The following is a 17,456-nucleotide window of genomic DNA, read 5'->3' as shown; positions in this document are numbered from 1 at the left end:
TCTGGAACGTCCAGCATCCATTCTTGCGGCGACAATGATTTCTAACAATCCCATGAATCATTGACAGACTGTCAAATGATTTAAACCAATACGCTTGAGACATGGACTCCCAATCGCTGACCCTGCTGGTGGAAATCATCGACAGCGGCAACCTGAGCCAGGCCGCCCGCAAGCTGAAGATGACGCGCGCCAACGTGAGCTACCACCTCGCCAAGCTGGAGAAGGACGTGGGCGTGCAGCTGGTGCAGCGCACCACGCGCCGCGTGGAGCCCACGGAGATCGGCCTGCGCCTTTACCAGCACGGACGCACCATCCACAACGAGATGCTGGCCGCGCGTGAAGCCATCACCACCCTGGGCCAGGGCTTGCAGGGCCGCGTGGGCATCAGCGTACCCAGCGGCTATGGACAGATCGTGGTGAGCGACTGGCTGATCGAGTTCAAGCGCGCTTACCCGGGCATCGTGCTGGACGTGCTGTTCGAGAACCGCGCCGACAATCTGCGCGACGAAGTCGATATCGCCATCCGCGTGGTGCAGGAGCCGCCACTGTCATTGGTGGCCCGCAGCCTGGGCACCGTGCGCTACCTCGCCTGCGCCTCCCTCGACTATGCTCATCGCCACGGGCTGCCGCGCACCCTGCACGCCCTGCGCACCAGCCCTGTGATCACCGCCGGCGTGACCGGGCGGCAACTGCGCCTGGCGGCCTACCAAGGCAGCGAACGGAATGAGGTGATGCTGGAGCCCACGCTGATCTCCGAGCATTTCCCTTTCCTGCGCCAGGGCATCCTGGCCGGCATCGGAGTCGGTCTGGTGCCGGACTACGTGGTGCAGGACAAGCTGGAAAGCGGCGAGGTGCTGACCACGCTGGACGAGTACCGCCTGAGCATCTTCGGCACCCACATGTACCTGCTGTATCTGCCCAACCGCCACCAGACGCGGGCGGTGCGCACCTGTATTGATTTTCTTCTGGCCAAGGCCTCACCTGGAAGCGGTACCGTCGAGAGCGTGAGATGAACCTCCTGCCGCTGCCAAGTCCTTGCTCGCCGGTCGGGGTGCCATACGTCGAAAGAGATGCGCTCAACGCGATGCAGCCCTCGCTACCGCGCAGCATCGGGAAGCATGCGCAAGATGGATTTTCCTCGGCCCAGCCAGTGCAATGCGTTGAAGGCTTCACGCAAGCCATGCTGGCACTGCGGCGCCTGGAGGTTCACCCATGCCAGTCGTCCTGATGCTCCCAGCTTGCCAGGGCGGCGGTTCGATGGGCCTCCACTCTAGCGGCGCTCTCGCCAAGCCAGGAAACCGCCCATTTGCAAACCGTGCGAGAGCACGTTGAGATATTCCTCGCGCCTTGGTTCAGCAGAGAGCGCATCGTGGGGCCAGGCGTCGAGCAGGCCTTGCAGCCGCTGCAGATCGAGTACACGGCACGCGAGAGGAGACGTGTGCAACCGATCGAGTTGCTGCTGCAGTGCTCCTCGCTGCGCGCTCAAGCGCGCGAACCAGTCACCGTGCTGCACACCCACCGCGCGATTGGCATGCACCTCGGCTGGACCGCCTTGTGCCGCCAGCAGGCGCCGAGGCAGGGAGCGGCGAATGCCATCGCGCAGAAACTGGTCCAGCGGCAAAGCACCGAAGAAATCGATCACCCGCCGGTCGCCCAGGGGCATGCGCACGTCGGTGCCGGATATGGCACGCAGCGCACCCCATCCGTCCATCGCAGCGGCATTGCCCAGGAGCCATTCACGCAGCACGCTCAACGATCGATGGCTTCCACCCAATCGAATCCTGTAGCGACCGCGGTCCAGCTTTTGGTGCATGCCGAGCTCCTGCGCCAGTGCGGGATGCAGGGCCCCGTGACGCTCCCATACCGCCGCTGGCAGGCCATGCCAGTAACGCAGAAGCGTCGTCGGGGCAAATGGCCGCAGCAGATAGCGCTGAAAGGCTTTGCGCGCGCTCAACCCCTCGGCCTTCGCCAGGGCACGCGTCTGCCGCGTCAACGTTTGCCAATCGCCGTCGCGCAGCAGTTGCGAAAGGCGCGACAGGCCGTCGTAGCTGAAAAATGAATTGCCCAGCTCACCACCGATCAAAACGCGCCCACCGCGCGAATGCAGCATACGGTAAAGCGGAAAGAACCAGGCCATGTTCAGCGGCGAGCGTGCTGGCTGGCCGCTTTCCTTCCACCAGCGCTCCGGATCGTGTTCGCCCCAATCGTCGTCATCATCACCCACGGGGTGCCAGTCGATGTTGGAGCGGCTGGCAGCGAGCAGGCGCGCACGGGGCGATTCATCGTAATAGTGGGTTGCATTGGCCCTGGCAGTTTCCACCCGCGGAACCCTCGTGAGGGTCAGCAACGGTGCCGGTGCCAGCTGCCGTGCGGCCGAAAGCACTATCGAGCCGCTGTCCAGCCCTCCGGTGAGGCACGCTGCCACGGCCCCCCGCGCCCGCAACGCATCGGCGACGGCACGGTCGAGCACCTCGGCTGCAGCCGCCTCGACCTCTGCATCACTCCCCAGGCGCAACGAGCCTGCCTCGGGTGGCCGCCACCATCGTTCGCTATGGGTCGTCTCCGATGTCAGCACCATGAAATGCGCCATCGGCACCCTGTCAATGGCGCGGTAGATCGTGCGTGAGGCACACGACGGGTCCATCACGAGCTGATCGGCCAAGGCCTGCTCGTCCAGATCGAGTGAAATCCCGGGGATCGCCAATAAAGCCCTCAACCGCGTGGAAAACGCGATCATGCGCGGCCCACGATGCACGAACAACGAGCGCTGTCCTAGCGGGTCACGCGCAAGCACCAGCTGCCGCCGCCTGGGACTGTAGAACGCCAGTGAAAAGGATCCATGAAGACGCGACAGCGCATGAATATCCCACCGCTGCAAAGCATCCAACATCAGATCACTGTCGGGACGTGCGGGGTGTGCCGTTGCGCCCAGCGCAGTGGCCAGTTCAGTACGTGCCCCCAGGCAAACGTCTGCCGCCAGCACTGCGCCCGAGTCACCGACCCGCGGCATGGTTTCACAATGGTCTTCGTCTGTGAAAAAGTGCTGGCGGTGCACCATAGCCATGTCGCCGCCGTGCCAGATTGCGGGAGGTCCGATGCCCCGCCCCTCTAATTCGCCCCCCAGCGTGACGAGCCACTCAGGGGGTACGGGCTTTCCGTCCAGTTGCCAGATTCCAGCAAAGTCACTCATTCAACTCGTGGCGACAGCAACTGCTGCACTCATGAACCGGTGCTAGCGCCAACGCCGTCATTGCCACCGAACGTACCATTCGCTGTCTCTTCAATCGCCAGAAACGAGACCACTGGCGCTGTCCAGGCCTTGCGCACAACTTGCGCCGGCTGATCGTTACGCACGGGAGGATTTTGTTCGTTCATCTCAGTATCCTTGCAGTTTCAGTCGCGAAACGCGGCGCCTGCCGCACCATCGGGTCGATGATACGACGGCTTGCTGGCAAGCCCCGCACGCGAGCCGTGTAAATCACTGTTCGCCAATGTTGGATCGCCCATGCACCTTCTCGACGCCCGGCTTTGCTGGATCGACCGCCACACCAGGACTGTCAGCACCCTGCCCAATGTACTCAGGGCGTGGTGTGGCAAAAAACCGTTTCCATGAGTTGGTCCGTCTTTGACTGGCGCAGTCTGCTGGAGAGCGCCGGAGGGCGCCTGCTCTACCGCGCGCTGCGTCATCGCGAGGGCCGCAGCTACGTTTGGCTGCGACTGACCTCTTCGGCACCGCTGTTCCAAGACTACGGCACCACTTCGATGAATCGATATCCTCGCCTGTTCGCGTTCGTACGTGAAGCACTGACCGACTGCGCGTCTCCCAGACTGCTTTCATTCGGCTGCTCCACGGGCGAGGAAGTCCTCAGCCTGCGCCAATACTTTCCCCACGCCGACATCACGGGCCTGGACATCCATCCAGGCCACATTGCCCGATGCCTTCAACAGCAGCAGGGGCAGCCGGATCCCGGCATGCGATTTCGCGTGGCAGGCGATACCGCTGCGGAGGCTACCGCCACGTACGATGCGATCTTCTGCCTCGCTGTGATGCGGCGGGGCGACTTGGCCAGGCACCGCGGCGAATGCTGCGACCATCTCATTCGCTTCCAGGATTTCGATGCCCAGTTGGAAGATTTTGCCCGCTGTTTGCGACCTGGCGGCCTCCTGGTACTGCGTCATGCCAACTTCCGGCTGCGCGACGCCCGCGCGGCACGCTGGTTCGACCCGGTCCTGCGCGTGCCGACACCGGCACGGGCGGACACGCCCCTTTTTGGCCCGGACAACCGGCGGCTTACACAACAGGGGGATGACGAGGCAGTATTCCGGCGCCGCCCCCTCCCCTCAGGTGTTCCATCGGGCAAAGGGATCCAGTGAGCACTCCGAAATGCCACTATAGAATTTGAACTCCTGTGTTCCTGAGCGATGTGCCCTTTTTTGAACGAAAGAAGCCACGGATGAACGTCGATTCGGATGCCTTGATTGCCCAAACCCCGGATTGCCTCGCTGCTGACATGGGCGAGGAACTGGTCATCATGATCGCCGGACGTTCCATCTATCTGGCCTTGGATCCGATCGGACGGGATGTGTGGTCGCGCATCGCAACGCCTTGCACGTTCAGTACCTTGTGCGACGGGCTGAGCGAGACCTACGAAGCATCCAGAACCAGCATTGAGGCGGATGTGGCCACGTTGCTCGGCACCCTTCACGATGCCGGCGCAGTCGACATAAGCCATTGAACAGCGGCGCAACCAGGGCGATTGCAACATCCGACCAGGGACCTTGCCTGTGAGCCTATACAACTACCAACTATGCGGATGGCACGTTCGCAGCGAAATTTTCCTGCCTGAGTTGCCCGAATGGACGGGAACCGGTGCGGGAGAAGACCTCATCATCGAAGAAGGGCCCGTGCTTGAGCGGCTTGACGGCTTTGAAGGGCCAGCGCCCTGGTTGAGCGTGAGTCCGGATGGAAGCATTCTGTTGAGCATTCAGAATTTGGTGCGCATCCTCATCTGGGACGGCCGCTCCATACGGGTGGATCGTCTGCAAACACAAGACGAGGGATGGCGCTTGTTTCTGCTCGGATCGGCACTTGCCTACCTGTGCCTTCAGCGTGGCCTCTTTCCGCTGCATGCAGCATGTGTGCGTGTCGGGACACGCACACTGGCCATTGCGGGGCACAGCGGTGCTGGCAAGTCCACGCTCGCCGCAGTGCTGCTCCGGCGAGGCCATTGCCTCCTGAGCGACGACCTGACCGTTTTGCAGACGTCCGAGGACCGCGGCATTGAGGTGCTGCCCGCTTTCCCGCGGCTGAAACTGTGGCGCGAAACGATGGATGCGCTGGAACTTCCTGTGGATGGGCTGCCGCAGATACGGCCCGGCATGAACAAGTACGACTTGCGGCCGCACGCGGGCTTCGATGTTTCGACGCAACAGTTGGATGCGGTACTGGTGCTGCGCGATGCGCCCTCCTCTCTATTGAAGCATTGCACACCTTCGGAAGCCTTGCCGATACTGCACAGCTATCTCTCACGGCCGCAAGTCGCTCAACGCCTGGGCCTGCGTGCGGCCACATTCGCCCAGGCAGCTGCAATTGGACGGTTAACCCCCGTCTGGGAATTGCATCGTCCGCGAAGCTTCGATGCACTTGATGCAACTGCTGATTTGATCGAAGCGAACTTCGCCACATGAACCGCCGTGGCATTTTCTGGATCGCCTCGTACCCTAAATCGGGCAACACGTGGGTGCGGTGTTTGATCGCCAGTCTCCAAGCGCAGGGGGCGCCCGTGAAACTGCACGGGCTGGGCAAAGCCTTGCCCAATGCCGCCGTGCGCACCTGGCTGGAAGCCTATGTGGATGTGGCAAGCGAGGATCTGAATCCCGACGAACTGCGCGCAATGCGGTTGCAGGCCTACCGGCTCTGTGCAGGGCAGCACCACGGCATGCTGAAAGTACATGACCGTTATGACGCAACGCTGTTCCCCGCAGACGCCACCCTGGGAACAGTCTACATCGTGCGCGATCCGCGCGACATCGCTCCTTCATGGGCCGACCACATGGGCGTGGATGTGGAGACCGCCATTGTGCGGATGGCCGATGCTGAATTCACTGTAGGCCGTGGCATGTCTGCATTCAGGTCGCAGACCTCGCAGCACCTCGCCTCCTGGTCGGAACACGTGCGGTCTTGGCTGGACGATGCGCCGGGTCCGCTATTGCTGTTGCACTACGAGACCTTGCTGGCCGAACCGCTGCGAGAAGCCGCGCGGCTTGCGGAGTTCCTGGGTCTGCCAGCGGATTCCGAGTGCGTGGCGCGTGCCGTCAATGCGTGCAATTTCCAGACACTGCGCAGCATGGAGGAGGAGCATGGTTTCATCGAGCGCGGCGCGGTGCAGCAGCGCTTCTTCCGCCAAGGCCGGGCGGGTGCATGGCGTGGGACCTTGCAACCCAATCAGGCCGAGCGCTTGGTGGAACAACACGGGACCATCATGCAGCGGCTGGGTTACGCCGCTGACCGAGCGCCCATAGAGAACCTGCAGGCCCAATGATGAAGGTGCCCCCACAGGTCACCGCAAGCTCGCACACCACGGCAATGCCGGGCACCGCTCTGCAACGCATCGGGGCTCTATGCACCCCGCTGGCAACAGATCGCCCGCATCAATGGCACCCGACCCCGTGATGCACACATCGGCACAATGGTCGCCGGCGTTCCGCTACGCACTGTATCTTTGGCAAGCGGAAGCGAAGGCACCCACCGATGCAGCGCTGGCCCTGGTCGACGCACGGTCGTTCACGCATACGCTGGCGCGGCATCGGCTGGCGCTTGCACTGCCATCGGCCGATACTTTGCCCCCGGGCATGCCAGAAACGCTGCGTGCCGTTCTGCGCCAACGCCAGCGCCAAATGACACTGCGAATGCTGCAACAGACGGCCGCATTGCGGGAGATCGTGGCATCCCTTGAGCAGGCTGGCCTTCGCTACTGCCTGCTCAAGGGTCAGGGTTATGCGGCGCTGTTCGAAGCCACGCAGCGCAGGGAAGCCTGCGATATCGACATTTTGATCTCCGCGGCAGACCGAAACCCGGCACTACGGCATTTGCAGGCCCTGGGCTACAGGCTGGATCCCGCCGCCGCAGCCGATCTGGAGCAATACTGCGCCGACAACCATGCCTTGCCGCTGCGACACGCGACGAGTGGCGTAGTGCTGGAGTTGCATCTCCGTCTTGCCAACAATCCCGGCCAGTTCCAACTGGAAAATCTGCAACTGTGGGACCGGCACCTCACAAAGGTGATGGTGGGCGGCATTGAAGTCTCCACACTGGCGGCGCCCGCAGCGGTGGCTTATGCGGCGTTCCATGGCACAAAACACAACTGGTGCCGGGCATTCTGGCTGGCGGACATGGCTTTGGCGATGCGCAGCACCACCCTGGACTGGGCGAAGGTGCTGGACCTGGCGCAGCGCCTGGGGACCGAGCGCCATCTGGCGATGTCGGTCCTGCTTGCCGAGGCCACACTCGGTGTCGCAACGCCGGAGGTATTCCGTTCGCATGCCCTGCTGCTTCGTGCAGCGCGTCCCGCCGCCGACGCACTGCTGCCGCATCTGGACGCGCTTGGCTCCGATCGCGGTGCCGACCTTGCCGCACGGATGGGCATGGTCCGCTACGGGCTGCGGCTGCTGTCGCTGGAATCCAGTTGGCATGGACGTCTGCAGCTCATACCCTTTCTGCTGGCTCCCACGGAGGATGATCGCGCGGCCGTGGCACTCCCCCCCTATCTGCGGTGGGCCTATCCGGGCGTTCGTGCGGTGCGGCTCGCGCACCAGCACATGACCAAGCGAAGACGTGTCTAGCCTTACCAGCCCAACCACCGACTTCGATTGGGGGATGCCACTCTTCCTGAACAGGCGCGCCGCCGCAGGTGCGGCCTTAGCGCCCGAATGGCCTTGCGAACTTCGGGCATGCGTCGAATCAGGTCTTCGGCGAGGTGGTGCATGACTCCACCGCCGCGCCGCCAGATATCCCACTTTGACCGGGTGCTGGCATTTCTGCATTTGCCGCGCTTCGAGCGCTGGCTGCTTCTGCCGGCCTGGCTGCTTCTGGGTGCGGCCCGTGCGGCGGTGCGGTGCCTGGGTTTTCGCCGGTTGGCACCGTGGCTGGGTCAAAGCGTGGCAGTGCCTCCTCCCATGCCGGCGCCGGACGAACGTGCGCAACGTCGTGCGGTGCAGATCGCGCGGACCATCAGGCTGGCCTCCGGGCACACGCCGTGGCAGTCCAACTGCCTGACCCAGGCGCTGGCAGCGCATTGCTTTCTCTGCCTGTTTCGGGTTGGTCACATGGTGTGCTTCGGCGTCGCGCGTTCCGATGCGACGCAACTGCAAGCCCATTCCTGGGTGCTCGCCGGAGACTTTTGCGTCACTGGCGGCGCAGGTGCAAAGCGCTTCACCAGAGTGGCCTGCTACGTCAGCCGTCCCGGGAAGGCCCCATGACGGCGGCTCGGGCCCTGATGCGGCTGATGTCATGGGCGAGTCCGCAGCGTCGAGTCTCGTTGTTCCTGCTGATGGTTCTGACCAGTGTCAGTGAAGGTCTGGGCGTGTTGCTGCTCGTGCCCTTGCTCAGTGCCTTGCAGGGTGACGCCGGTGGCGGCGAGAGCATGGTTGCACGCGCGGCCACCCAGGCCATCGCCGCTTTCGATCTGCGAGCGACGGCGTCGCTACCCTGGCTGCTGCTTTCTTTCTGCGCGCTGCTGCTGTTGCGCAACGTGGTTCAGCATGCACGCGAGTGCGCTGCGGCACGGCTTCAGCAGGACGTGGCCGAGCGCCTGCGCGAAGCCAGCTTTTCCGCGTTGCTCGGCGCACAATGGCGTTGGCTCCAAGCGCAGCGCACCGCAGACCATGCCAGCCTGATGCTGAGCAATGCCAGCCGTGTGGGGGTGGGACTGGGTCACGGTCTGGCGATGCTGGCCTCTTTTGCCACTGCGGCGATCTATGTGCTTGCAGGATTCACGCTGGACTGGAAGCTGGCCTTGGCATCGACGCTGGGCGGAGCGCTGCTGCTGGCGCTTTTGGCCGGCCAACGCCGAGGTGTCTTGGCGCTGGGCCGACAGTTGACCTTGTTCAGCAAGCGGCTCCATGCCAGCCTGCAAGACAGCCTGGCCGGTTTGCGACTGGCCAAAATTCTGGGCGCCGAGTCGCGCTACGCGGCCTGGATCGCCCGTGACGCCAGCGCGCTGCGCGATCAGCACCTGCGTTTCGCATCCGCACTGAGCTTGTCAAAAGCGTTGCTGCACAGTAGCGGTGCGATGCTGCTTGCAGCCTACATCTACCTGGGGCTTCGGGTCTGGCAGGTGCCTGTAGCCGAATTGCTGACGTTGGTGTTGGTGTTCGCGCGCCTGCTGCCTCTTTTGGCGGCAACGCACCAGCAACACCAGTACTGGCTGCACGCGCTGCCGACGTTCACCGAGATGGATCATCAGATCGGCCAGGCCCGTGAGTGGGCCGAGCCGGATGCTGCGCAGCCCGCTGCGCAGCCGCAGGTGCGCAGGTCGATAACACTGCGTGCGGTAAGTGTCCGCTATGCCGAACGGACAGTGCCGGCCTTGAACTCGGTGTCCTTGACGCTCCCCGTGCACACCACTACTGCGATCATTGGCGCTTCCGGTTCCGGCAAGAGCACGCTGGCCGACGTGCTGTGCGGTCTGCTGGGTCCGGACGAGGGCAGTCTGGCGATCGATGGAGTGCCGCTGGACGGAAGGATGCGCAGGTCGTGGCGGCAGGCGGTGGCGTACGTCTCGCAGGACACATTCCTCTTCAATGACACCATCCACCACAATCTGCGCATTGCCGCACCGCAAGCCGACGATGAGATGTTGCGCGCCGCACTGGAAAAAGCCTCCGCCGGATTCGTGCATGCATTGCCGCAGGGGTGGGACACGATCGTGGGCGAGCGCGGCGTGTGCCTGTCCGGAGGTGAGCGGCAGAGGCTGGCGCTGGCACGCGCGCTGCTGCAGCGCCCGGCGCTGCTGATACTCGATGAGGCCACCAGCGCGCTGGACCACGAAAACGAGGCACGTATCCACGCCGCTATCGAGCAACTGCATGGCCAGTTGACCGTGGTCGTCATCGGCCACCGGCTGGGGCTACTGGAACGTGCGGACCAAGTCGTCCTGCTGGAGCAAGGGAGGGTTCGCGCACAAGGACTCTGGCATGAGGTTTCGCCGGCCTGGACGGAAGGTCCATGACGCTCGCCGGCGAGGACCGACCATGACTTCACTGAATCCGCGTCGTTGGCATGCAGGCGTCTGGGCACTGTCGGCTCAGTGGCTATCAGTGCTTGTGACGGCGGCCATATCGCTGGCCCTGTCTGTGTGGCTGGCGCGGCGCATGGAGCCGTCCGGCTTCGGCCGCTATGCTTACCTGCTGAACTTGGCCACGCTGCTGGCCCTTGCGCAGGACGCAGGGCTGCGCACTCTCGTGCTGCGAGAGCAAGTCTCACCCAGCCCCGCCCTCAAGTCGTTCGAGGCGGTGCTGCCGGGGCTGGCCCGAGGCCACCTGCTGGTGACCACGTTGCTGCTCGTAGGCGGCTGTCTCGCGCTGATACCTTTCGGCGCAGATCTCGCATTGCCTGCGGCTGTGTGGTGCTTCGCTGCCGTGTCGCTCTCGCAGTTGGTATCGGTGCAGTTGAAGGCAGCGGGGCAGTGGCAGCGCGAAGGCCGGTGGCAGGCGGGAGCGCGCATGTCGAGTGCCCTGGCGATCATTTCCGGGGTGCTGCTGTTTGGGCCCGAGCCCGGCATCGTGTTCGGCGCCTGGGGGATAGGCCTGATGCTGGCGTATGCCGTACTTGGGCAGGATGTGCGCGATCGAACCCGGTGGCCGCCGCCTGCCCCGCTCTATCACGCCGCGGCAGGCTTTCTGTGGATCGATTTGGCCACGTGCCTTTACCGGCGCAGCGACATCGTGATCCTGCAAAGGATGGCAGATCCTGCAGAGATTGGGCAGTATGCTGCGGCTTATCGCCTGTTCGACGGTGTGCTGCTGCTGGCCATGCCACTGGCGCTGTTCTTTTTCCGTCGCCTGCGCAAAACCCGCGACCATGCGGCCGCGGCGCGCAGGCTGCTAAGGCGCAGCTTGTTCGCCGCAGGGGCCGCCGGCCTGGGGCTGGCCCTGGGCGGCGCCTGGCTGGGTCCGTGGCTGATCGAATTTCTGTTCGGCCCTGCATACCAGTCGGCAGGATCGCTGCTGGGCTGGCTGTTCGCGGCGTTCGTTTTCGTGCTGCCCAACTATGTGCTGACGCAGGCCGCGATCGCGCTGGATCGAGCACGTTGCTATGCATGGGGAGCGGGCTTGGCAGCAGTGACCAACCTGGCCCTCAATCTGCTGCTGGCCCCGCAGCATGGCGCGCGGGGCGCGGCCACGGCCGTGATCGCAACCGAAGCCATGCTGTGTGCCGCGCTGTGCATAGGCCTGTTTGGGCGGCACAAGCCAGAACAGCCGCGAATCCCTTTGCGGTGAGATTTGTGTGGCAAGATGTTTTCGTTTCTCGCCTCTGGCCGCATACCTCGATGGAGACCCAGCATCGTGTCGGATGGAAGATACACCCCCTGTAAATACATTGAACACCGGCCCATATTCCGATGCCAGGGATGAACAACGTGCGGGAGCGCGGCGACGATGTGTCGCTGGCCGACTTGCTGCTGGAACTGCTGCGCTTTTACCGCGAATTCGGCCGATTGCTGGTCCCGGTCGCTTTGCTGTTTGCCTTGGTCGCCGGGGCAGCCGTCGCATTGGTGCCGGTCTACAGCGCCGTCGCCCTGCTGGACACGGCACAGATGCCGCTGGACCAGTGGCGCAGGCTGCAGCCCATGCTGTCGGACCGGCATTTGGTCGCTGCGTCGTTGGCCGAAGCAAAGTTGCCTGCCGGACAGCGAGACCGATTGCTGATGCAGTTTCAGCAACCGCGCTACTGGAGTTCCCGCGTGAGCTACCGGAGCACCGTGGGGCGCGATGACATCCGCGAGCAGATCAACATCGATCCCAAAAAGGTGGGCGCGCTGGGACTGGAAGTGTCTCTCCTGGTACGCGACGACGCGGCGGCGTCCCAGCAGTTCGAACTGATCGCGCAGCACATCCGCCAGGTCATGTGGTGGTCGGACCTGCGCGAATACCTGGACAAGCTGCAGCTCGAGGTACTTGAGCAGCGCGCACGTCTGCAGATCGAACAGATCAGGCAACAGTTCTCCATCGAACAAAACCTGAAGCAGGTCCAAGAGATGCAGAAGCTGCTGCAGCAGTACCCTGAGCTGCGGCGCAACGGTTTCAGCACGGTGGTATCCGTCGGCGATGGAGGCGGCAAGTACCTGTCGCCGCTCGCGCAAACGGTCGCATTGCAGTCCACTGTCGCGGAGACACGGGCCAGCCTGCGCAAGGGGCAGCGCGAACTCGAACAACTGGACTGGAAGCAGCGCTATCTCGGCCGGGTCGATGCACGCATGCGCAGCTTGTATTCGGGGACTGCGCTGGCGGACTGGCTTCGGCTGAACCAGCATGAGATGTTTCCACCCGACGCCACCGTGGATGCGGCTCAGCAACAGGTTGGCAGCGAAATACAGATGACCTTGGGCCAACTGCAATACAAGGCCGAGCAATTGCGCTACAAGGCCCAGCCGGCGATTTCGGCGGCGCCGGTGCCGTCGCGCCGGCCGTGGCTGGTGGCCTTGGCGGCGTTCTTGTGCACCCTGGGTGTGCTGTCTCTGGCGCTTGCGTCCTACGCGGCACTGCGTCGCAGGGACAGCGCAGCGCAGCTGCCATGGTCAGCCCATAGCGACCCATTGTTTGCCTGGTTGCCCGCCGGCCTGCGGCGCAGGCTGCTGCCGGAGCGTGCGTCCATCGCTTACGACAAGGATTCAGCGTGAGGCGGGTGCTTGTCACCGGTGCGGCCGGCATGATTGGGCGCCGCCTCGTTTCCGCCTTGCTGCGCCGTGGCGATGCCGTGGCGGGCTTGGACAATTTGTCCAGTGGCATGCCGATGCCGCTGGGACTGACCCTCAGTGTGGTGGCTGATGTGTGCGATACCGCCACCGTGGAGGCCGCGCTGAGGGATCTCCGTGCGGACGCCATCGTTCATCTGGCGGCGGTGCATCACATTCCCACATGCGAGACACAGCGCATGCATTGTCTGCGGGTGAACGTGGAAGGCACCGAAAGCGTGCTGCATGCCGCGACGCAGACTGGTCTGCAACAGGTGGTCATCGCATCCAGCGGCGCTGTCTACGCGTGGGGCCGCGAGATGCTGACCGAGGCCGACAGCCCCACCGAAGCACGCGACAACTATGCGCTGTCCAAACTCTGCAACGAGAGCCAGTTGCGGTTGTGGTGCTCCCGCGCCCAAGGACGCCGCGGGCGCGTGGCGCGACTCTTCAACAGCATCGCGCACGACGATCCTAATGCCCATCTGATTCCAGACGTTCTGGCTCAATTCCGGGCGGACCCGGGGACGGAGCCGGTATTGCGACTTGGAAATCTTCAGCCTCGCCGCGACTACATGCATGCGGACGACGCGGCGGCCGGCGTTCTGGCACTGCTCGACGATCCCCATCTGACACCGGCTTTCGATGTTTTCAACCTTTGTTCGGGCGTAGAGCATTCGGTCGGCGATCTCGTCTCAGAAATCGGCAAATTGCTGGGACGCAGTCCACGGATCGAGGTGGATCCACAACGCCAGCGGCCCAACGACCGCGCCCACCAATTGGGCGATCCTGGCAAGGCGTGGTCACGTCTGGGCTGGCGCACGCGATGGAGCCTGCACCAGGCGCTGCAGATGACGCTCGATCCCCCGTCCTCGGATGTCGATGGCCGTATGGGCTAGCTGCTGCAGGAAGTTCGGGCTGTCGCGGGCGCTCCGCGCAGGCAGCCGATGCGCATGATCCCCTTCGTGTGGTTTGGCAAACCTGCTGGTGAACGCTCGCATGCGAAAATTCCGCGCACATCGGCAGAACCGTATTAACCAGTTGCTCAGGGCGTGCCATGCGCCCGTCGGAGATTCAGAGTTGGATGCCGGCTTTCTTCATTGTGTGTGGGCATGGCGCGCGCTCCATCGTGTTTGCCCTAGCACCCATTCCTGCGTCTTTTGCGTCGGCGATCACGGTGTTCGCCCGGCTTGCGCTACCCGTCCAAACCATGCGCCATCCGGCGTGGGGGCCGTGTTTCCGTGAACACGACCGCCCGCATGCAGGCGGGCTTCGTCGCCGGTGCAGCCCTGTACACGCTCGGCCAGAGTTGCACGCTGCTGTTCCAGTGGCTCCTGGTACGCCAGTTCGGCCTGCAGGGCTATGGCGAGGTGGGGCTGGCGCACCTCTGGCTCATGAGCGTGCTGTTCGTGGCGGATCTGGGCTATGCATCCTGGTTCCTGCGCGAGGATCCGGCGTCTCCCGATTGGGGCGATCGATGGCGGCGTGCCCTGTTCCACCGCCTTCTTGCCACACTGTTCCTCGACTTGGTATGGACTGCAGCGGCATGGTGGAGCTATGGAGGGCAGGGAAACGCCTTTGAATACACGATCGCCGTGCTCCCGGCAACGCTGCTCGGGCTGGTCGGCTATTCCGCGCCTTTGCTGGCGCAGGGTAAACGGCTGCTCGGATTCGCGGTTCAACAGGTCGCCATGCCGGTGGCGATACTGGCCTGGCTGGTTTTGCATCTGCATCCGGAGAGCGCCGGGCCAGCCGGTGCAGGCCTGGCCGTGAGCGTGGGATATCTGGTGCAAGCACTGGTCAATGTGGCTGCGTTCGGCATGCGCTGGCAATTGCTATGCCCCAGTCCAGGCCGCTCCCGGCAGATGCTCGGGATGTCGCTGCAGCTGTCCTTGATGGGCATGGTGGGAACTTTGCACGACCGCCTGACGCCCCTGCTTCTGGCCGCCATCGCGCCAGCATTTCTGCCGATTTATCTCATGATTGGATATTTGGTCAACGGAGCCAGTGGCGTTTTCAATCAGTTCAACCGGCTCCTGCTGATCGAGGCGCGCAGCGAGGTGGGCGAGCGCTGGGCCACGGCGCTGATTTCACTGGTGCTGGGCTTTTCCGCGCTGGGCATGCAACTGCTGGTCGCGGTCATCGATGCGGCGGGCACTGCAGAGCAACGGGCCTGGATTGTCTGGGTTGCTCCGGTACTGGCCGCTGGTATGGTGATTCTGCCCAGCAGCGTACTGTCTGCACTGCTGATCGGGCGCCATCGCGAAGCCGCGCTGCTGCGGGTGCTGTTGTTGGGTTTCCTGTGCAGCGGCTTGCTGCAACTGGCCGCTGCGGCCTGGACAGCGCCGCAGTGGTTGCTATGGGCACGTCTGCTGTGTCTTCTGGGAATGGCTGGCGCAGCGCTGCGCCTGTGCGGTCTGTGGTTGAATCTGGGCGGGTACGCCGCGCTGCTGTCTGTGCTCTTAGCAGCGGCTCTCTGGAGCAGTCCTGCTGGACGCGGAATTGCCGCCATCCTCCTGCTAGCCACCGCATGGAAAGCGTGGCGCCACCACAATCTTTTGCGCGCCAGCGCACGATCTGCGCGATGGCGTGCGATCTCCTGGTAGCGGCATTCGGTAACCGATTGGGTTTTGTTCAATGTGCGGAATAGTCGCCCTGCGGAGTTTCGTGGCCGATTCGGCGCTGCAGCCACGCGCCCAGCATGCTCTGGATGCACTGTCGAGCCGCGGGCCGGATGCACAAGGTCTGCTGTGCCTGGACCAGCCCGTACCGACGGCGCTGGGCCACCGCCGGCTGGCGATCCTCGATCTGAGTGATGCTGCCACGCAACCGATGCGGTGTGCGGAGAGCGGCAACGTGGTGGTGTTCAATGGAGAAATCTACAACTTTCTGGAGTTGCGCCGCGAACTGGAAGCGCTCGGCCACCGCTTCCGCACTGACAGCGACACCGAGGTGATCCTGCACGGTTGGCGAGCATGGGGCGAGGCATTGTTCCCGCGCTGCAACGGAATGTGGGCAGTGGTGCTCCTGGAACAGGCGACCGGCGAACTGGTCTACTGCCGCGACCGGCTTGGCGTGAAGCCGCTCTACATGCACCACGACGGCCAGCGATTGGTGCTGGCGAGCGAAATCCGTGCGATCGCTTGTGCACTGGGCGGATACCCGCCACCCAACCCGGCCGCAATCTTCGACTTCCTCGTCGCGGGCCTGTCCGATCACAATTGCGACACTTTCTACCAGGGGATCCGCGCCGTGCCCCCTGGCTGGCTGTACCGGGTATCGCCAACTGGCCACAGCCGCCGCCACCGCTATCACGACTGGCCCGCTCCAGGCGCCGCCGATCCCCTTGACGCAGAGGCAGCCCGGGCCCTGCTCGAAGACGCCACGCGCCTGCGTCTGCGCTCAGATGTTCCCACCGTGACCCTCCTGTCCGGCGGGTTGGACAGTTCCATCCTGACCCGCATCAGCCTGCAAGCCGATTCCGCACCCCGCACCTGTTTTGCAGGCGCGTTCACCTACGGATATTGCGATGCTACCCATGCAGCGTTCGATGAAACGGCCGACGCCGCCGCCCTGATGAAGGAGTGGGGTCAAATCACCCGGCACCACGTTCATCGCGCCCACGCGGTCCCGGACGAGGAGGAACTGCGGGCGCTGGTGGTCGCGCAGGAAGCGCCTTTCTGCACTCCATCGATCTTCGCCAGCTTCCGCATGTACCGGGCGATCCGCGAGGCAGGATACAAGGTGGTCCTCAACGGAGAAGGCGCCGACGAGTTGTTTGGCGGTTATGTGGGTTTGTACCTACCCCTGGCCGCACGGGACGCTCTGCGCGGCGCACACCTGCCTGCGCTGGTGAAACTGCTTGCCAGCGGCGCCGTGCTGCCCCGTGCGTTGCTCCACCGCCTGGCCTGGGATCTGCCGGGACCGCTGCTGGGCGCGATGCTGCGGCGAAACCGGCCCAGCGTGGCCTGCATGTCCGGCGCGCTCTGGCACGACCAGTCGCCGCGCCTGCGCGCATTGCAGGTCGACCGCCGGGCTGGCGTGGAGATGCGCATGCGCAGTGACGTGCTCTCCACCAATCTGCCAATGGTGCTGCGCATGGCCGATCGCAATAGCATGTCCGCCGGCATCGAGGTGCGAGCGCCTTTCCTGGACTACCGGCTGGTGGAGCGTGCGCTCGCGACCCGGGCAGACACCCGCATGGGCGACTACCACGGCAAAGCGCTGCTGCGGCGGGCCTTCGCTGCCGACATGCCTCCGCGCATCGTGGAACGGCGCAAGAGCACTGGCTTCGGTCACGCCGAGCAATTCCTGTTGGACCGCATGCCCGTGCAGCGGACCTTGTCATCGCTGCCGCCGGAGTTGGGCGAATTCCTCGACGTGCCCCGGCTGCGAACCGAACTGGCCCGGGGACGCGCACACACCACGCTCTGGCTCGCGGTGTCAGTCGCCCTGTGGCACCGGAGCATTTATGCATAGCGTCTGTCTGGTCAACCGAGGCGG

The 17,456-nt window shown here is 64.0% G+C and carries 15 protein-coding genes; 13 read left to right on the top strand and 2 right to left on the bottom strand.

Annotated elements, in window-relative coordinates:
- The first annotated feature begins 101 nt into the window (after window positions 1-101).
- Window positions 102-1,013 (top strand): LysR family transcriptional regulator, encoded by a 912-nt coding sequence (locus tag AVME950_RS10605; RefSeq protein ID WP_284429791.1) that lies wholly within the window; start codon window positions 102-104, stop codon window positions 1,011-1,013.
- A 257-nt stretch (window positions 1,014-1,270) separates the two neighbouring features.
- On the opposite strand, the gene AVME950_RS10600 is transcribed toward AVME950_RS10605, so the two are convergent.
- Window positions 1,271-3,190, bottom strand: a complete 1,920-nt coding sequence (locus tag AVME950_RS10600; RefSeq protein WP_284429790.1) for an asparagine synthase-related protein — start codon at window positions 3,188-3,190, stop codon at window positions 1,271-1,273.
- A 29-nt stretch (window positions 3,191-3,219) separates the two neighbouring features.
- A complete protein-coding gene (locus tag AVME950_RS10595) occupies window positions 3,220-3,375 on the bottom strand; it encodes a hypothetical protein (protein ID WP_284429789.1) in 156 nt (51 codons plus the stop codon).
- Window positions 3,376-3,609: 234 nt separating this feature from the next.
- On the opposite strand from AVME950_RS10595, the gene AVME950_RS10590 reads away from it, so the two are divergent.
- From AVME950_RS10590 to asnB, 12 genes are all read left to right on the top strand, one after another.
- On the top strand, window positions 3,610-4,374 hold the full coding sequence (locus AVME950_RS10590; protein ID WP_284429788.1) for a class I SAM-dependent methyltransferase: 765 nt from the start codon (window positions 3,610-3,612) through the stop codon (window positions 4,372-4,374).
- Window positions 4,375-4,454: 80 nt separating this feature from the next.
- On the top strand, window positions 4,455-4,736 hold the full coding sequence (locus tag AVME950_RS10585; protein ID WP_284429787.1) for a PqqD family protein: 282 nt from the start codon (window positions 4,455-4,457) through the stop codon (window positions 4,734-4,736).
- A gap of 49 nt (window positions 4,737-4,785) precedes the next feature.
- Window positions 4,786-5,688 (top strand): phosphoenolpyruvate carboxykinase (ATP), encoded by a 903-nt coding sequence (locus AVME950_RS10580; RefSeq protein WP_284429786.1) that lies wholly within the window; start codon window positions 4,786-4,788, stop codon window positions 5,686-5,688.
- Window positions 5,685-6,542: a sulfotransferase domain-containing protein gene (locus AVME950_RS10575; protein ID WP_284429785.1), complete on the top strand. Its 858-nt coding sequence runs from the start codon at window positions 5,685-5,687 to the stop codon at window positions 6,540-6,542. Before AVME950_RS10580 ends, AVME950_RS10575 begins: the two co-directional genes overlap by 4 nt.
- Before the next feature lie 112 nt (window positions 6,543-6,654).
- Complete coding sequence (locus tag AVME950_RS10570; protein ID WP_284429784.1) at window positions 6,655-7,842, top strand: nucleotidyltransferase family protein; 1,188 nt, start codon at window positions 6,655-6,657, stop codon at window positions 7,840-7,842.
- Between the two features lie 141 nt (window positions 7,843-7,983).
- Window positions 7,984-8,478 (top strand): lasso peptide biosynthesis B2 protein, encoded by a 495-nt coding sequence (locus tag AVME950_RS10565; protein ID WP_284429783.1) that lies wholly within the window; start codon window positions 7,984-7,986, stop codon window positions 8,476-8,478.
- Window positions 8,479-8,537: 59 nt separating this feature from the next.
- Window positions 8,538-10,229: an ABC transporter ATP-binding protein gene (locus tag AVME950_RS10560; protein ID WP_284429782.1), complete on the top strand. Its 1,692-nt coding sequence runs from the start codon at window positions 8,538-8,540 to the stop codon at window positions 10,227-10,229.
- A gap of 22 nt (window positions 10,230-10,251) precedes the next feature.
- Window positions 10,252-11,499 carry a lipopolysaccharide biosynthesis protein gene (locus AVME950_RS10555; RefSeq protein WP_284429781.1) on the top strand — a complete coding sequence of 416 codons (1,248 nt, stop codon included), beginning with the start codon at window positions 10,252-10,254 and terminating at the stop codon, window positions 11,497-11,499.
- A gap of 131 nt (window positions 11,500-11,630) precedes the next feature.
- The gene (locus AVME950_RS10550; protein WP_284429780.1) at window positions 11,631-12,899 is read left to right on the top strand and encodes a hypothetical protein; all 1,269 of its coding nucleotides are present in this window, start codon (window positions 11,631-11,633) and stop codon (window positions 12,897-12,899) included.
- On the top strand, window positions 12,896-13,852 hold the full coding sequence (locus tag AVME950_RS10545) for an NAD-dependent epimerase/dehydratase family protein (protein WP_284429779.1): 957 nt from the start codon (window positions 12,896-12,898) through the stop codon (window positions 13,850-13,852). Before AVME950_RS10550 ends, AVME950_RS10545 begins: the two co-directional genes overlap by 4 nt.
- Before the next feature lie 342 nt (window positions 13,853-14,194).
- Complete coding sequence (locus tag AVME950_RS10540) at window positions 14,195-15,559, top strand: hypothetical protein (RefSeq protein WP_284429778.1); 1,365 nt, start codon at window positions 14,195-14,197, stop codon at window positions 15,557-15,559.
- Window positions 15,560-15,590: 31 nt separating this feature from the next.
- The gene (gene asnB, locus AVME950_RS10535; protein ID WP_284429777.1) at window positions 15,591-17,432 is read left to right on the top strand and encodes an asparagine synthase (glutamine-hydrolyzing); all 1,842 of its coding nucleotides are present in this window, start codon (window positions 15,591-15,593) and stop codon (window positions 17,430-17,432) included.
- Window positions 17,433-17,456 lie beyond the last annotated feature (24 nt).

The organism is Acidovorax sp. SUPP950, from assembly GCF_030158935.1.
Classification (GTDB): domain Bacteria; phylum Pseudomonadota; class Gammaproteobacteria; order Burkholderiales; family Burkholderiaceae_C; genus Paracidovorax.
Note: the sequence above shows the minus strand (reverse complement) of the source record. Positions and strands in the feature narration are given on the sequence as shown.